Below are 17749 nucleotides of genomic sequence, written 5' to 3'. Positions count from 1 at the left end.
ACAAAAGCCAGTAGCGCGGTGCTCAGGCTTCAAGAGCATCTTTGGCGGCGCGTTGAACATAGTGTTGTGAGTAGTGGTTCCGGAGACTCTCGCCGAAAAGAACGCGAGCAAGAGAATTGTACAAAGAAATACAAGAAGTACCTTTTCACTACGTTTCATTCGATGGTTTCCTCCTGAGTGTTCCCGACCATGCACTCCTCCCACACTGTGCCATTGTCGAGCTTTTCACGGGAACATAATTTTCGAGCAAACGTCAATTCAATCGGGGTAAATTTGACCTTGCGAAGGAAAAAGTGACCGTGAAGTGTGAATTCTGATCGGTACCGGGAGAGTCGGATGAACTACTGTTCTTGCATTTGCTCGCCTCTCTCCCTACCTTAGCTGCACACTTTCCACATTTACCCAACTCAACTCGGATTCGGAGCGCATGGCGCTGGCACTGGTTGCACGGGCGTGTCTGCTTGTTAGCGTTCTTTTTACGCGACAAGAATTATTGGCCCAGTTCAACATTCTCGACCATCGGATCCAAACGTACTCTGTTGAAGACGGCCTCTCGCAAAGCTCCATCTGGTGTATTATTCAGGATAGTCAAGGCTTCATGTGGTTCGGCACCGCCGACGGGCTGAACCGCTTTGATGGATACACTTTCAAAGTCTATCGCCATGACGCGAGGGACTCGTCTTCTTTACGAAGCAATACCGTCTGGTCGCTGCTTGAGGACAGAGCAGGAAGGATTTGGGTCGGAACACTACAGGGGCTCCATCGTTTCGATCGACGGACTGAAACCTTCTCATACCTTCCTGACGATGCGGCCTATCACGCGGCTCATCTCCGTTCAATAATTTACTCGCTTGTCGAAGACAGAGACGGCAACATCTGGATTTCTTCGGCGGAGGGAGTGTCGGTTCTCGATTCGTCCGGGAGACTTCGCGAGTATCACGCCACCGATTTGGGATTGAAGGCTGATGGCGAAAACGTACGGGCTCATTTTGTTGATGACGAAGGAAACGTCTGGTTGTCGATGCCGGATCGCATCATGAAGTACGAATACGCGTCGAAGCGTTTTGTGTCGGTTCTTTTGCCGGGTCAACGGGTTGAAGGTGGTAGATGTCTCTATATGGATAAGGCCGGTATTCTCTGGATGGGAAGTAGTGGCGCCAGCATAGGGCTTTACGCGTTAGATCCGGCAAACAACACCTGGCGGAAATGGGGTCACGAGTCCGGCAATCCCGGAACTATCAGCAGCGACGTTGTCAAGGCTGTGTGTGCCGATGAGGAAGGACGTTTGTGGATTGGCACGACTTCAGGCGGGCTGAATGTTTTTGACGAAAAGAAAAACAGGTTTACCCGGATTGTTCCGTATTCTCCCACAAATACATTTTATGACAAAGTTGCCTCTGTCTGCCGCGATCGTTCCGGTTTGATTTGGGTAGGATATGACGGGGCCGGCGTTGTCATGATCAATCCTCGCCGCAACAAATTCAAGCATATACTTCTCCCTCCATCACGAAAAACGGATACGGGAGACAACTTCTTCAAAGCTCTGATGGTCGACCGGGAAAACCGTGTGTGGCTCGGAATGTACAATCAGGGGGTTGCTGTTCTCGACAGAAAAACCGGAAACGTCAAGCGGCTCTACGACGAATTTTCGGGGCCAGGTGGTGCTGGCGCCAATAGTGTTTTTGCACTTTTTGAAGACAGCCGCAGTTCTGTGTGGGTCGGCACGGTGAAAGGACTGTATCGTGCTGATGCTTCATCGAAGCGATTCAGAGAGTACGATCTTCGCGGCATTGCCCGCGATGATTCCAGAGGCCGGATTATCACGGCGTTCTGCGAAGATTCGTCGGGAGATGTATGGGTCGGGTCGGCCACGGGTGTGCTGCGCTATGATCGCCAACGGGATATTCTCGAACCTGTACTTACGCTCGATCGAATTGATACATCCTACGTTGCGCCGGGCGCATTGTGTTTTGCCGCCGACCGGAACGGGATTTGGTGCGGGTCACTGGGAATCGGCCTGCTGAGGTTTTCTCCTGACGGACAATTAGTCAAGCAGTACAAATCTCATCCCCGGAACGCGAATTCCATCTCACACAATTCCGTAAAAACCATCTGCGTTGACCCTGACGGCATTCTTTGGATCGGAACGGAAGACGGGTTGAACCGGTTTGACCCCGTCAAGGAATCATGGCGAAGGTACGGAACCGCCGACGGCCTGCCGAATGATTTCATTTACGGTGTGTTGATGGACCATCACCGAAATTTGTGGATCAGCACAAATCGGGGCCTCTCCAAAATGACGACCGCCGATCCTGAGAAACCCCGGTTCCGCAACTATGCCGTTCATGATGGGTTACAGTCTTCCGAATTCAATACAAATACCTACTTTCAGACAGCAGAAGGGGAAATGTTCTTTGGCGGCGTGAACGGGTTCAATGCGTTCTTTCCCGACAGTGTGAAGGATAATCCTGTTTTGCCGAAAGTCGTGCTTACACGATTCAAGAAATTCGACCAACCCGCACAACTTGATGAGGATATTTCGGCTGCCGATAACATCACATTATCGTACAATGAATCTGTTTTCTCCTTCGAGTTTGCCGGACTCGAGTTTACCAATCCGCAGGAAAACCGGTACGCGTACATGATGGAAGGGTTCGACAAAGGATGGGTGTTCTGCGGCAAAAGGAGGGAGGCGCGTTACACAAATCTCGACCCGGGTGAATATGTGTTTCGGGTGAAGGCGGGTAACAACGATGGTGTATGGAATGAAGCAGGAACATTGATCAATGTCACGATTGTCCCGCCGTTTTGGCGAACCGGTTGGTTTATCGGATTGATGGCCGCTTTGGGTGTTGTCACGTTTGGAGGAACAGTGAGGTTCATCTCGACCCAAAAGCTCAAGAAGCGCATTGCCCAACTTGAGCGGGAGAAAGAATTCCAGGAGGAACGCCTGCGGACGCGTGAACGCATTGCCCGCGATTTGCACGACGATCTTGCTTCGACTGTCGGAAGCGCCGGTTTCTTCATTGAATCGGTAAAGGGGCAGCTCAAGGATATTCCGGCACAGTCAAAGGAGTTTCTCGACAGGACAAGCTCGCTTCTCACGGAAGCCGAAGAGGCGATGAGTGACATTGTTTGGTCGGTTTCGCCGAACCATGATACGCTTGAAAGTCTGCTGGCCCGCATCCGCCTTACCACGGCAGACATGTGTCGCGCTCACCAACTCAAGTATGAAGTCAATCTTGCCGAACACATCGAAGGCATCACCATCACGGAAAACGTCCGACGAAACGTGGATCTCATTTTCAAGGAGTCGCTGGCGAATGCCGTTCGACATGCAGGGGCCTCTCTCATCTCCGTTGCGTTTGTTATTTATCAAGGAGGTTTTGAGTTGATTGTTGAAGATAACGGAAAGGGAATGCCCGCAACCGGCCATGCATCGCGGCACACAAAGCGAGGCCACGGCCTTCGGAACATGACGAAGCGGGCGGAAGAAATTGATAGCGAACTTTCCTTCGAGCACGCAATCACATCAGGCACGATTGTGCGATTGAAGGGGAGAATAACTCAATCGGGTCATTGAATGAGTGACGGGGTTTTGCGAAGTTCCAAACCGATATGAAGCCCATCAGAGTTGTTATCGTAGAAGACCATGACGATTTCCGGGAGGGACTCGTGCATGTTCTCAACTTTACCGAAGGATTCACTTCCGTCGGTTCGTTCTCCAATATCGAGGATGCACTTGCGGATTTTCCCGACGCCGATGTGGTTTTGCTTGATATTCATCTGCCGGGAAAGTCAGGGACTGAGAGCATTGCGGATATCAAGCGTCTTGTTCCTTCCGCGTCCATCATCATGCTCACGGTGTTTGATGATGACGAGAATGTGTTTCGTGCAATCGTGAACGGTGCCGATGGCTACATTCTGAAAAAGACGCCGCCTGCCCATGTGTTGATCGCAATTCAGGATGCCGCGGCGGGAGGGGCTCCGATGACGCCCTACATTGCGCGGCGTGTTATCGAACTCTTCAAACACTATGCGCCAACCGGGAAAGAGAATTACTCGCTGACGAAGCGGGAGGTGGAAATTCTTCAGAAGCTTGTTCTTGGTTTGGACAACCGCGAGATTGGCGACAAGCTGTTCATCAGCCCCGAAACCGTCCGTAATCACATCAAACACATCTACGAAAAGCTCCACGTTCACTCGAAGTCGCAAGCGGTGGTAAAAGCAATCAAGCAGGGACTGGTGTAGTGATAAGACTCCCGTCTTGTCCTGCATTTTCGTTCTTTATCCTTGCGGCAGACACATGTCCTCACGCCACAGCCATTCCGCCAAATTCCACGATGCAAGAATGACTCAGTTGAGTCATTGAACCGGCACGCCGTTTCGCAATACATTTCTTCCAATCAGAATCACATCCGTTCATTCACATTCAAGGAGTATGACATGTCGAAGAATTGTGCGATACCCGCAGCGCTTCTGTTTGCATTCTGTTTTCTCACCTTTTCCGCCACAGCTCAGTGGGTTCAAACCTCCGGCCCCGAAGGAGGCTACCCGATGTCGTTCGTTTCTGTCAGTACAACAATCTACGCAGGATCGTTTGCGGGTGGAGTATTCAAGTCTACGAACAGCGGCGATAGTTGGATTTGGTCGGGATCGGGATTGCCTGTCGGCACACAGGTTCGTTCGCTGGCATACGACGGCTCGATCCTTTATGCAGGAACCTCCTCGGGAGTCTACAAATCCACCGATGGCGGAGTTTCGTGGGCAGTTTCAAACTCCGGATTGACGAGCACAAACGTCAATGTCGTGCATGCCTTCGGGAACCTGTTGTTTGCGGGAACGGCAAGTGCGGGAGCGTTTCTTTCCACAAACAGTGGTGCAAGCTGGTCCGTTGATACGGTTGGACTTTCATCGTTGGCCGTGCGATGTTTTGCATCGAACGGCTCTTCGATTTTTGCCGGGACTGCCGGCGGCGTTTTTAGATCGACAAACAATGGCGCAAGTTGGCTGCCCGCCAGTTCCGGACTGACAAACACGAACGTCAACACATTGGGCATCGTGAACGGAGTTCTGCTTGCCGGCACTCAATCGGGTGGGGTGTTTCGTTCGACCAATGATGGAGGAAACTGGAGCGGTGGCGGTTTCGACATCACTCTTGCTATTGCCATTATCGGGGCGAATGCATTTCAGGCAACACTCGGCGGCGTGCAGCGCTCGACCGATGCGGGACAAACCTGGAATCCCGCCAACACCGGAATTCCTCCAACAAACAATACACGTTCGCTCGGAGTTCTTGGCACAACACTTTTTGTCGGTATGGGAAACAACGGAGACAAGGCAGGCATCTACCGCTCAATCGATCTCGGCGGAACTTGGGTGGAGAAGAATAACGGGTACATCAATACCTTCGTGACCGCATTTCTCGTTAACGGACCAAACCTCTTTGGCGGCAACTCCGACGGGGCGTTATATCGGACAACCAATAATGGCACGGTGTGGCTTCCGATCAACAATTTCGGGGGGGGAGTGTTCTCTCTCGTGCAGAACGGAAGCGACATGCTTTTGGGAACAGTCACGTCCGCAGGAGGCGTGCATCGCTCGACTGATGGCGGAACATCCTGGTTTTTTTCAGGTACAGGACTTGCCTCTGTTGGTGACGTGCGTGCGTTTGCAGTTTCGGGCACAACGATTCTTGCCGGCATCAGCCAAAGCAGCGGCATTTACCGTTCAACCAATAGCGGCGCCAACTGGAGTGTGTCAAACACAGGCTTGACAAACACGACAGTCTCCGCTTTGCTTGTTGCCGGCTCGAATGTTCTTGCGGGCACGAATGGTGGCGTTTTCATCTCGTCGAACGCAGGACAGAATTGGGCTGTCTCAAACACCGGATTGACATCGTTGGTTGTGCAGTTTCTTGCATCGAACGGCCAGGCCATTTTTGCGGGCACTTCGAATGGCGGAGTTTTCATTTCGACAAACAACGGCGCAAACTGGGCTGCATCAAATTCAGGACTTACGGGAACAAATGTCCGGACTCTATTGGCATCGGGCTCAACAATTGTTGCGGGCACATCGCTTGGAGTTTTCGTCTCCACAAACGCCGGGGCAAACTGGACTGCTGCTAACACCGGACTTATCAACACGTCAATTCAATCGTTGATAGTCAGCGGAAGTGATTTGATGGCCGGGACGAACGGCAACGGGGCGTGGCGCAGGCCCTTCTCACAATTGACATCGGTGAGGGAAGTCGCCGGGAACTTGGCGGACGCATTTGCTCTTGAGCAAAACCATCCGAATCCGTTCAACCCTTCGACAAAAATCAAGTTCCACATTTCGGGCACCAGTCATGTTTCACTGAAGATATTCGATGCGATAGGCCGGGAAGTAGCAACGCTGGTGAACGGGAATCTACCGACAGGAAGTTATGAAACGACGTTCGATGCCACTCGTTTCGCAAGCGGCGTGTACTTTTATAGAATGCAGAGTGGAAACTTCAGCGAGGTGAAGAGAATGATTCTTCTGAAATAAGGAACCTCTCCGGTAGGTGGCGGATGCCTTGCGTGCCGGTCTCCGCCCTCCTTTCTCACTTGACATTTATCCTACTGTTTGTATATTGGTGGCAGCATGTAGTTCTGACATTGTCCACGCCTGCAAACTTGTCGACATGTTGCCGTTCTTCACTTGCTTCGTATGTTCTCTTCTCGATCCTCTATTCCGATCGAGCCAATCGTATTGCTCTTCTCCCATAGAACTCTGTTTCTCTTCCACTAACTCTCGATTGCCGGGGTAGCTGAACCCACTGCTTACACATTCGTTTGGGGTCGTGGCCCGTGAACCGTATTGACGGATGTACTTCACGGGCTTAGCGAACTCTCCAACTGTCAATCTGTTGTTCAATCGATCTTATACCACTACGGTATCTCACAATCCACTATTTCTCACACATTCTTCGCGGAGGGTATATGAAAAAGATCGCCTTGGTTGCAGCCTGTTTAGTGATAACAGGGATTGCCAGAGGACAAACACCGTTCACCGCAACATACAATCTTGCGGGAGACGGGAACAATGTACCATCGTTTGCTTACAACGGGACTTCGTATGCAGGCATTTCGTCAGGAAGTCTTGTGAAAGAAGGCATATCAAGTTCCTCCAGCACAGGAAACTTCAGGGGAAGCAACTGGCCGACCGGCGCTACAAACGGCAGTGATGTCTTTACTGGTTCTATTGATCTCAACAAATACATCGGAGTGACAGTAGCAGCAGTTCCGGGTTACAAGTTCACAATCACATCGGTTTCCTTTGGGATCGGTCGCAGCGCCACCGGCCCGAGACAGTGGCAATGGCGGGGAAGCCATGACGGACACGCAACGCCATTCGCGAACTTCACCACTCTTAATGCGGGTCTAACAAGTGCATCAGGAATTCTGACGACACCTGACTCAGATGTCAATTGGACGGGCAATGTTCTCGGACTCGGTGTTGAGTACGAGGAGCTTGCCGGCACTGCCGAATTCAGGCTGTACGGCTTCAACTCCGAAGGCACCACCGGCACCGGAGGGTTGCAGGGAAACATCACGCTAACAGGAACATTTGAACTGACCGGCGGGGCAACTATTCTCTTGAACACCTCATCATTTAATGGCAGTTTCGGCAGCGTGCCGGTTGGCGGGTCATCCGGCTCTTCGAGTTTTGTTGTCAGCGGCTCAGAACTGATAGACGACATTACGATAACACCGCCCGCCGGATTTGAAATCCGAACCGGTATCAATCCATTCTCATCAATCCCGATTATTCTTGCGCGCTCGGGGGATGTCGTAAACGCAACGGCAATCGAGGTGCGCTTCTCGCCTGCAGTCGAAGGCCCCTACTCCGGCAACATCTCGTGTGTAAGTACAGGCGCCGCCTCGCAGAGTATTCCTGTGAGCGGGACAGGGGTAATGCCTATTCCGTTTCAGGTTGTGTTTCATGAGACAATGGGAACTGTTTCAACCACGACTTCGATTGCCGCGCATGTCTCCGCAGGTGGCTTTGACAGTGACAACCTCACTTTCAGCGGTACTTCTGATGTACGGGCATCCAATGCGTCTGCAGGATATTCGGCCGCATCCGGCGGCGCCAACATCTTCTTCTCCGGCGGATCGAATGCTTCTTTCGAGATTGCGGGAATCACTACCACCGGATTGAATGCCCTCGAGCTTTCGTTCGGCATTCGAAAAGACGCCCTTGCTCTTGACGGGTCGGATTTCTTCGTTGAGGTAAGTGACGACGGACTGGCGTATTCCGCTTTGACATTCAGCGGATTGCCCACGGCCAGCGGTTCGACAGGCTGGTATTCGCGGACGGCAAGCGGCACAATTCCTGCAACGGAGAATCTGAGAATCAGATTCCGAAGTTCTGCCAGCAGTGCATACCGTATCGACGATATACTGCTGAGAAACAATGCCGCAAGCCCGGCAATTTCCGCAAACGGCCCGACCTCGTTTTGTGAAGGCGGGAGTGTCACGCTGACATCGAGCGCGGCCGCTTCGTACCTCTGGTCAACGGGGGCCACAACACAATCCATTGCCGTTTCCGTACAAGAAGACTACTCCGTGACGGTAACCGACGCAAAAGGAAATAGCGCAACCTCCAGCCCGCTTGCCGTCACAGTCATACCCGTTGTGGCGGCGGCAGGCGGCATCTCAGGCCCGACAACGGTCAGTTCGGGACAATCTGGCGTCGGATTCTCGATTGCAGATGTGACGGGAGCGCAAGAATACGAGTGGACCGTACCGTCAGGGGCGAGTATTGCTTCAGGGCAAGGCACAACATCGATCACAGTTGATTGGGGCGCTGCCTCAGGAGATGTCAGTGTTACACCCAAGAACAGTTGCTTCTCGGGAGCTTCAAGCAACTTGGCCGTCTCTGTAGGTTCAGTTTCCAATGGCACGATTTCGGGAACCATTCTCAGATCAGGCGGTGGTGGAATGGAAAACGTAACCGTGAAACTGCTGGATGCTGACGGTGCTTCGATTGAGGATTTTCCCGCTGTCATTTCGAATGCCTCGGGAGAATATGCGTTCGCAGATGTACCTTCCGGAATCGACTACCAAGTGATAATCATCGAGCCGCTCGGCTATGCAGTTGATGCAAATCCAAAAGGGCTGACACTACCGGCGGGGGGATCAGCAATAGTCGATTTCACGCTCACGCAAGCCGTGATTGCAAATCGGGCTCGCAGCGTCGGGTATTGGAAGCATCAATTCGACGAACACAGGTGCCGCCGCCACCGCTGGGATGAAAACCTCATCCAACTGAATTCCTACATAGAGGCCGTGCACCAGCATTACACTCCGCATTTCGATGTGTTTGCGAACCTTCTGACGATTAACGATTGGGACGATGTGTTGAGTCTTCGGCGGCATCCATCGATGCAGGACAAGGCGAAAAAGCAGCTTGCAGCCCTTGTGATGAATTTTGTTTCACTCAAGATCGGCCAGCATACAATCGTCACGAAGGATAACCGAACGGCGGGTGACGTTCTGACGTACGTTTCCATGCTTGTCACCGACGGTATATCGTCCAACGATGCTCTTGCCCGTGATCTTGCGACGAAAGTGAATAATAAAGTCAAGATAAATTCGGGCATCATCCCGACGGGCAATATTCTGTATAAAGGGGGAAACATGACAATCACCTGGGGATTTGATGTTCCCGAAGAGTTCTCTCTCATGCAAAACTATCCCAACCCGTTCAACCCGACAACGACGATAGCGTTTTCGCTTCCTGTTTCCGGGCACACAAGATTGTCGGTGTACGATGTTCTTGGAAGGGAAGTGCAGAGGCTGCTGGACGGGCACCTGAATGCCGGAAGATACGAAACCGTTCTCGACGCAAGAGACTTGGCAAGCGGAGTCTATTTCTACAGACTTCAATCAGAAGGTCTGGTTCAAACAAGAAAACTGACGCTAATGCGTTAGAATGGTTCGCTTTTCAGAGAAATCCCGCTTTGTAATGGGCGGGATTTCCTTTTTTATACGGTTTTGATGAGCTGGCTGATTCTCGTTTCGTGTTGCAACTTACTTCATGATTTGGTATTCTCCATGCAGTATTTCCCGTTAGTCATTCCCGTTCTGCGAACGAATCATTCACAACAACGATAGGAGTCAGCCGTGAATCGTAAAGCTCACTTGTGTTCTGTTGCAGGCATCACGCTGTTCGCGTTTCTTTTTGCCGCCTGTTCGGATTCCGAAACGATGAGGGATGAAATGGAGAAAACCGGATTTATCACGCTCCAGATTAATTTCGAGACTGCCAAGGCGGATATCAAACCCGAATCACAATACATCATTGATCAGGTGGTTGAGCTGTTGAACGAGGACGAATCCCTGAACGTCAGCATCGAAGGTCACACGGATAACGTCGGATCTGCCGCGTCAAACAAGACGCTCTCCGAGAACCGGGCCAAATCGGTGATGAACGCTATCATCGCCAAAGGGATTGACAAGTCACGGCTTTCGTCTAAAGGCTGGGGACAGGAAAAGCCCATCGCCGACAATAAGACAGAAGGTAGCGAGCAAAAGAACAGGCGAGTGGAGATTGTAAAGAAGTAAAACCTCCGTTGCGGCAAACTCGATTGATCGGAGAAGCTCGTGAGTCATATCGGAGACTATGTATCAAGAATAATTCCTTTGCTTGTATGCTGTGTTCTCGTCTCCTGCGGCTACACTCAGTTACAACGTCATGTCCAAGAGGCTCCGAAGCCGCCGGCAGGCCCGATTCCCGATCTTGCGATCACCCACATTGAACATTTTACCTACGAAAGGTACGGGAGTCACGGTCCTTCGCAACCGATGACGAAGTTCTCTCTTTACATCCGGAATGTCGGAGTTGCGGACTTCGAGGGCTCCACGATGTTCAACTACACACCTGATTGGAGGGATATCGAGAGGAATCGGTATCCCTTTGCCGGTGGTCTCGGCAGAAGGAAGATTGCTGCAGGTGACAGCACGATAGTCGTTCTTGATCATTGGGGGCAGTTTCCACCCGGAATCCGGTTGCACTTTTTACTCCGCACGGATTCCTATTATCCGCATGCCTTTCATCCCGTAGATTACTTCGGTCGTGAACCGGTTCATGAAGAATCCTACCAGAACAACGAAATGGACTACCTTATAGAATAGCCGCCGGATTCGGTTTCGTTGACTTTCAAGCCCGCTTTGGGTATATTTTCCGCACTTTGTTCCCCGAAAGTTAGGTCATTTCTCTCCTGTAATGGTGATTTTTCCCATAAGCAATCGAACAGGGGACAACGTGGGGATTCGTTCTTATACCAATTCTTAGCGATATCAAGAAGGGAACCACAATTCCCTTTTTTGTTGTGTGGAGTGAGGCGATTTGTCCAATCGCTCCCTGATATAGAGGAACTCATGGCAGAAAAATCATTCGATATAATCGTTCTTGGTGGCGGGCCGGGCGGCTACACAGCAGCAATCCGTGCTGCCCAACTTGGATTCAACACCGGCATTATTGAAGCGGAAAAATTAGGCGGTATTTGTCTGAACTGGGGATGCATTCCGACCAAAGCATTGCTAAAGAACGCCGAGATTCTCCATCAATTCAAGAAGGCGAGCGAATGGGGGATTTCATACGACAATCTGAAGTTCGATTTCGGTAAGATCATCCAGCGAAGCCGCGGCATCTCCGACAAAATCTCCAAAGGCGTCGAGTTCTTGATGAAGAAGAACAAGATTGATTACATGTCGGGATACGGAACGCTGCAAGGCAACGGGGTGATAGAAGTGAAGCCGAAAGAAGGTGCATCATACAAAGTCTCGGCGAAGCACATCATCGTGGCAACCGGCGCCCGCGCCCGCTCGATTCCCGGCGTAACAATCGACCGCAAGCGGATCATTACGAGTACCGAGGCAATGTCGCTCAGCGAACAGCCGAAGAGCATGATCGTGGTTGGCGCAGGAGCCATCGGCATTGAATTCGCCTACTTCTACAACGCCCTCGGCACGAAAGTCACCGTTGTTGAAATGATGCCCGGCATTCTTCCTATTGAAGATCGAGAGTTGACGAAAGAGATGGAGCGGAGCTTCAAAAAGCAGGGGATTGAAATTCTGACCGACACGAAAGTCGAAAGCGTGAAGAGTTCCGCAAACGATGTAGTTGTTGTCGTCAACACTCCCGAAGGAATGAAGGAGTTGAAGGGAGATGTCGCATTGATGGCAATCGGCGTGCAGGGGAATGTCGAGGGTTTCGGATTGGAGAAGATTGGCGTTACTGTAGAACGCAATCACATCAAAGTTGACAAGGATTATCGAACGAACGTTCCCGGCGTGTACGCCATCGGCGATGTGATCGGTGCACCGTGGCTTGCGCATGTTGCGAGTGCGGAGGGCATTCATTGCGTCGAAGCCATCAAAGGGATGAATCTCGAACCGATCGACTATTCGATGATTCCCGGCTGTACCTATTGCCAGCCGCAAATCGCAAGCGTAGGGTTGACGGAAGAGAAGGCGAAAGCTGAGGGATACGAACTGAAAATCGGCAAGTTCCCGTTCCGTCCGCTCGGTAAAGCCATTGCCATCGGCGAGACAGAGGGAATGGTAAAGCTCATCTTCGATGCAAAGTACGGCGAGCTACTCGGCGCGCACATCATGGGCAGCGAAGCGACGGAGATGATTGCCGAGCTTGCGTTGGCGAAAAAACTCGAAGCAACCGGTAAATCCATCTTCCATACAATCCACGCCCACCCGACATTGAGCGAAGCAGTGATGGAAGCGGCGGCGGCGGCGTACGGCGAGGCGATCAACATCTGAAGAGAAATTTCGATCATCAATCGTGAGGAATCGATTCGTGTCCACCATTAAGAATGTGAAGACTGAGAGTACGCCGAAGGGCTCGAACGGCTCAAGACCGATCATCCTTGCCGGCAGCGCGTTGTCAAATCTCACCAACGACCAAATCATCAACACGTATAAGAACTGTGTTGCTGCACGTTTGCTTGACAACAAGATTCTTGTTTTGCTGAAGCAGGGCAAGGTATTCTTTCACATCGGCGGATCGGGGCACGAAGTGGCACAGACGGCCACGGCACTTGCAATGAAGCCCGGCTATGATTGGGCATATCCGTACTATCGCGACCTTGCATTCTCGCTTCAGTTCGGATATACGATTGAAGAGATCATGCTCGAAGCGCTCCATCGCAAAGGCGGACCGAGCAGCAACGGCTTTGCAATGCCGTTCCACTACGGACACAAGAAGCAACGCATCATTGCGCAATCATCGCCGACGGGTACCCAGTTTCTCGAAGCAGTCGGAACGGCAATGGGTGCCGTGAAGGATGGAAAGGATGAGGTCGTCTATGTTTCGTCGGGCGAGGGCACGACGAGTCAAGGTGAGTTTCACGAAGCGGTGAACTGGGCGGCGAGGGGCAAGTTCCCGGTTATCTTTCTCATTCAAAATAACAAGTTTGCCATCTCAGTACCGGTAAAGGATCAGATGGCGGGCGAGTCCGTTTACGGGCTGGTTGCGGGCTACAAGGGCTTGAACCGCTACCGCGTCGATGGATGCGATTTCAAGGAAATGTATGAAGTGGTTGCTGATGCGGTTTTGAAAGCTCGCAACGGACAAGGGCCGAGCGTGATTGAGGCCGACACCGTCCGCCTTCTTGCCCATTCCTCTTCAGACGATCAGAAGAAATATCGCAGCAACGAGGAGTTGGAAGAAGATCGCAAGAAAGATCCGATTCCCCGGTTCGAGAAGTTCATGGCCGATCAGAAGATTCTGAAGGATGCTGATTTCGAGAAGATCAAGAAAGAGATTCAAGAAAGAATTGACAAGGCTGCCGAGTGGGCGGAAGAGAAGCCGTTGCCTGATGTAAACGACTTGGAAAGGTATGTGTATTCACCTCGCGTCGCCGTTCCAAAGGACGGATTTGTCGAATCTGAACACAAGGGGAACAAAATCGTTCTGGTTGACGCCATCAACCACGCTCTTGATGAAGAACTCGCACGAAACCCGAAGATGCTCATCTACGGTGAGGATGTGGCGGGCAACAAGGGCGGCGTGTTTACGGCAACGAAAGGTTTGACGGCAAAGCACGGTGCAGATCGTGTTTTCAATTCTCCGCTTGCTGAGGCGAGTATTGTGGGAACTGCGTTCGGTCTCGCCGTGCGCGGCGACTACAAGCCCGTTGTCGAAATCCAGTTCGGCGATTACATTTGGCCCGCGTTCATGCAAATCCGCGACGAGGTCGCGATGCTGCGCTTCCGTTCGTACAACGAGTGGGCATGCCCGATGGTGATTCGCGTCGCGGTCGGCGGATACATTCACGGCGGATTGTATCACAGTCAATCTATCGACGGATTCTTCACGCACATTCCCGGAGTGCATGTTGTGTTCCCATCAAACGCCGCTGACGCGAAAGGCTTGTTGAAGACGGCGTGTCGTGAAGAGAATCCCGTCATTTTCTGTGAGCACAAAGGATTGTATCGTCAAGGCTTCGCTTCATCTCCCGAGCCCGACAAAGATTATCTCATTCCGTTTGGCCTTGCAAAAGTGAAACGCCCTGGCGACGATATCACAATCATTACGTGGGGGATGTTGGTGCAGCGTTCACTTGATGCGGCGAACAAGATTCAGGAGAAAACCGGCGCCAGCGTTGAAGTGATTGATCTACGAACGCTAATTCCATTGGACAAGGAAACGATTCTGAACTCTGTTCGAAAGACAGGCAAAGTCCTCATTGTTCACGAGGACACACTCACAAGCGGCTTCGGAGCAGAGATTGCCGCCATTATCGCGAACGAGGCTTTTGAGCGTCTCGATGCGCCGATTCAGCGCGTTGCTGCGAAGGATGCTCCTGTTCCTTACGGACCGGAGTTGGAGAATGCAATGTTGCCGCAAGAATCGGATATTGTGAAAGCGCTGGAGAAGTTGTCAAACTATTGAGGTGAGTGATGGTACGATTGGACAAGACACAAGGCAGGCGGACGACACTCCATAACAAGGAAAACGACTTCGCGTATTGGTCAAGACAAAGTTACGAGAAACGTCTCGACGCTCTGGATTATTTGAGAGATCAGTACATTCGTTTCAAGTATGATAAGCGACCCGGACTTCAAAGAGTTTATACAGTTACTGAACGCAAACCGCGTTGAGTACCTTTTAGTCGGCGGATATGCCGTCGTGCTTCATGGCTATCCGCGTTTTACCGGCGATATGGATATCTGGGTCCGTCCCACCGTGGAAAACGCGCAAAAAGTTTTGAAGACACTTGATGATTTCGGCGTTGGTTCGCTTGGGTTCAAAGCAGAAGATTTTTGTTCCGAAGGAAAAGTCAATCAACTTGGAGTACCGCCGGTTCGGATCGATGTCATTACCTCAATTGATGGAGTCGATTTCGACGCCGCGTACAAAAGAAGAAGTGAGATTGAAGTCCACGGCTTGAAGATCAGCCTGATAGGTTTCGATGACCTTCTGACGAACAAGAGAAAGAGCGGCAGACCGAGAGACCGTGACGATCTCGAAAATCTTGCATGAGAAACTATTCACAGACTGCTGATCTGAAATTGACGGATACAAAATCACTTCTATCGAATCAGGATCGTCTGGAGTTATTCCGTTATCTGCTCTTGACACGCGAGGTAGACAACGCCATCATCAAGCTCTACAAGCAAGGCAAGATGGTCGGCGGGGCGTTTACAGGATACGGCAACGAGGCGACGGCTGTCGGCAGCGCGTTCGCGCTTGAAGAGCATGACTATCTATTTCCGATGCATCGTGATCTCGGAGCGCATCTCGTCAAAGGGCAGACGTTGCGCAACATCTTCCTGATGCAACTCGGAAGGGGAGAGGGGCTTGCCCGCGGTCGCGACGGAACGGGGCACTATGCTGACCCATCAAAGAAAATCTACGGCAATGTCAGCCATCTTGCCGCCATGATTCCCATGGCGTGCGGGGTTGCGCTTGCTTCGAAGATGAGAAAGGAAAATGCCGTGGTGATGAACTACATCGGCGATGGCGGATGCAACGTCGGTGAGTTTCATGAGGGGATGAACATGGCGGCGGTGATGAAGCTGCCGTTCGTCATGATTATCGAGAACAATCAATTCGCCTATTCTACCCCGAACCACAAACAGTTCGCGGCGAAGAAACTGTCGGACAGGGCGATTGGCTACGGCATTCCCGGTTTCACTATTGACGGAACAGATGTCGAGCGAGTGTACGAGGTATGCAAAGAAGCTGTTGAGCGTGCACGAAAAGGCGATGGTCCCACACTCATCGAAACGATTACGATGCGCATGCACGGACATTCTCTTTCGGATGACGCCTCGTACGTACCGAGGGGAATGGTTGACGAGTGGAAGAAGAAAGACCCTATTGTGTTGTACGAAGAAAAGTTGATGTCACAGAATATTCTCTCTGAATCTCTTAAGAATGAAATGCATGAGAAGATTCTTGCGGAGATTCAGGAGGCGGTTGATTATGCAGTAGCGCAGCCCTATCCAGTTGGTGAGTGGGCGGGGGAAGGAGTGTACACGAAATAGGCATTTTCGCGAATTTGGTTTGACAATCTGATTTATTAGTGCTATACTACTATTAGTTCTATTAGCGCTAATAATAAATAAGGAGAGCCAATGCAAACAATCGAAGTCGATTTCGATGTCTTCAAAGCGCTGACTAGCAAGCGCCGTTCAGAGAGCGAGACATACAATGATGTCCTTCGCGCAATGTTGGATCTTCAGCCCTCTTCTACAGCTCCACGTATTCAGAAGAATCAGCAAGGCGGCGGATGGGTCAGCAAGGGCATTCACTTCCCAGTTGGAACAGAGTTCAGAGCGAATTACAAAGGGCGCGTTTATCAAGCCGAAGCACAAAACGGCGGGCTGTACCTTGACGGTAAAGTACACAGCTCGCCGTCTGCAGCTGCGATTGCAGTCACAGGAAACTCAGTGAACGGTTGGGTCTTTTGGGAGTGCCGCTTTCCCGGGCAAACTTTGTGGAAGAGCCTAAAGTCCATTAAGGACTCTGGTCGGTAATCGAGTTTGTTGTAATCATGTTTTCTTGGGGAGTACAAGATGGATCGAGGGAAAGGGCTTATTGCGATCTTGGATGATGACAAGAAACTTCGGTCTGCACTAAAAATGGTACTGCAATACGCTGGTTATGTGTGTTGTGAGGCTGAGGACAAAGCAAGCTTCTTAGAGTCTATCGATTCGGTGCAACCCGACATTGTTTTGACTGATATCATGTCTCCGGGAATGGATGGCATCGAGTTCTTGGAGAGGATTAAGCAGAATCAGAAAACGGGAGACATTCCCATTATCATTGTAACTGGGCGAGGAACAGAATACAAAAAAGATCGAGCATTCGAACTTGGAGCCCACGCGTGGGTATGGAAGCCTGTCGATAGGGATGAGTTACTTAATGTGATAGATGATGCGCTTACTACAGTTGCGAATGCGCCTGTTTTTGAAAAGACTCAAACAGAGGCAAAACCTCCCGCTAACTCGATTATGAAGGAAACGGCAGAACAACGAAAAATCCGCATGGCTAAAGACTGGGTTCCCTTCAATCCACAAAAAGATAGTACGCTTCAGCCGAGGCTCATATATCACGTGGAGCTTTTCTGTGGCTCGCAGACCCTCATGAGGAGTTTCTATCGCTACCAGGATGCATTGTCGTTTCAGAAGTATTGTGGTAGTCTTAGAGTGCGATTTGAGGTTAGTCAGAGTCACATTTTATGATGCTGGAA

12 protein-coding genes are annotated in these 17749 nt (G+C 51.2%); all 12 read left to right on the top strand.

Features of this window, described 5'->3' with window-relative positions:
* Positions 1-427: 427 nt before the first annotated feature.
* The 12 genes from KF749_04215 (at position 428) to KF749_04160 (ending at position 17741) form a co-directional block, all read left to right on the top strand.
* On the top strand, positions 428-3583 hold the full coding sequence (locus KF749_04215) for a hypothetical protein (protein ID MBX2990358.1): 3156 nt from the start codon (positions 428-430) through the stop codon (positions 3581-3583).
* Between the two features lie 35 nt (positions 3584-3618).
* Entirely contained in the window at positions 3619-4251 is a 633-nt protein-coding gene (locus KF749_04210) for a response regulator transcription factor (protein ID MBX2990357.1), read from the top strand.
* A 195-nt stretch (positions 4252-4446) separates the two neighbouring features.
* Positions 4447-6531, top strand: a complete 2085-nt coding sequence (locus KF749_04205; protein ID MBX2990356.1) for a T9SS type A sorting domain-containing protein — start codon at positions 4447-4449, stop codon at positions 6529-6531.
* Positions 6532-6965: 434 nt separating this feature from the next.
* Positions 6966-9962 carry a T9SS type A sorting domain-containing protein gene (locus tag KF749_04200; protein ID MBX2990355.1) on the top strand — a complete coding sequence of 999 codons (2997 nt, stop codon included), beginning with the start codon at positions 6966-6968 and terminating at the stop codon, positions 9960-9962.
* Between the two features lie 192 nt (positions 9963-10154).
* Complete coding sequence (locus KF749_04195) at positions 10155-10595, top strand: OmpA family protein (GenBank protein ID MBX2990354.1); 441 nt, start codon at positions 10155-10157, stop codon at positions 10593-10595.
* Between the two features lie 39 nt (positions 10596-10634).
* Positions 10635-11165, top strand: a complete 531-nt coding sequence (locus tag KF749_04190) for a hypothetical protein (GenBank protein ID MBX2990353.1) — start codon at positions 10635-10637, stop codon at positions 11163-11165.
* Positions 11166-11411: 246 nt separating this feature from the next.
* A complete protein-coding gene (gene lpdA, locus KF749_04185; protein MBX2990352.1) occupies positions 11412-12809 on the top strand; it encodes a dihydrolipoyl dehydrogenase in 1398 nt (465 codons plus the stop codon).
* 100 nt (positions 12810-12909) lie between these two features.
* A complete protein-coding gene (locus KF749_04180) occupies positions 12910-14943 on the top strand; it encodes a tungsten formylmethanofuran dehydrogenase (protein MBX2990351.1) in 2034 nt (677 codons plus the stop codon).
* A 150-nt stretch (positions 14944-15093) separates the two neighbouring features.
* On the top strand, positions 15094-15534 hold the full coding sequence (locus KF749_04175) for a hypothetical protein (protein MBX2990350.1): 441 nt from the start codon (positions 15094-15096) through the stop codon (positions 15532-15534).
* Positions 15531-16541 carry a thiamine pyrophosphate-dependent dehydrogenase E1 component subunit alpha gene (locus KF749_04170; GenBank protein MBX2990349.1) on the top strand — a complete coding sequence of 337 codons (1011 nt, stop codon included), beginning with the start codon at positions 15531-15533 and terminating at the stop codon, positions 16539-16541. Before KF749_04175 ends, KF749_04170 begins: the two co-directional genes overlap by 4 nt.
* Before the next feature lie 90 nt (positions 16542-16631).
* Positions 16632-17033: a DUF4357 domain-containing protein gene (locus KF749_04165; GenBank protein ID MBX2990348.1), complete on the top strand. Its 402-nt coding sequence runs from the start codon at positions 16632-16634 to the stop codon at positions 17031-17033.
* A gap of 39 nt (positions 17034-17072) precedes the next feature.
* Complete coding sequence (locus tag KF749_04160; protein ID MBX2990347.1) at positions 17073-17741, top strand: response regulator; 669 nt, start codon at positions 17073-17075, stop codon at positions 17739-17741.
* Positions 17742-17749: the final 8 nt, after the last annotated feature.

This window comes from Bacteroidota bacterium (assembly GCA_019637975.1).
Taxonomy (GTDB): domain Bacteria; phylum Bacteroidota; class Ignavibacteria; order UBA10030; family UBA6906; genus CAADGV01.
Note: the sequence above shows the minus strand (reverse complement) of the source record. Positions and strands in the feature narration are given on the sequence as shown.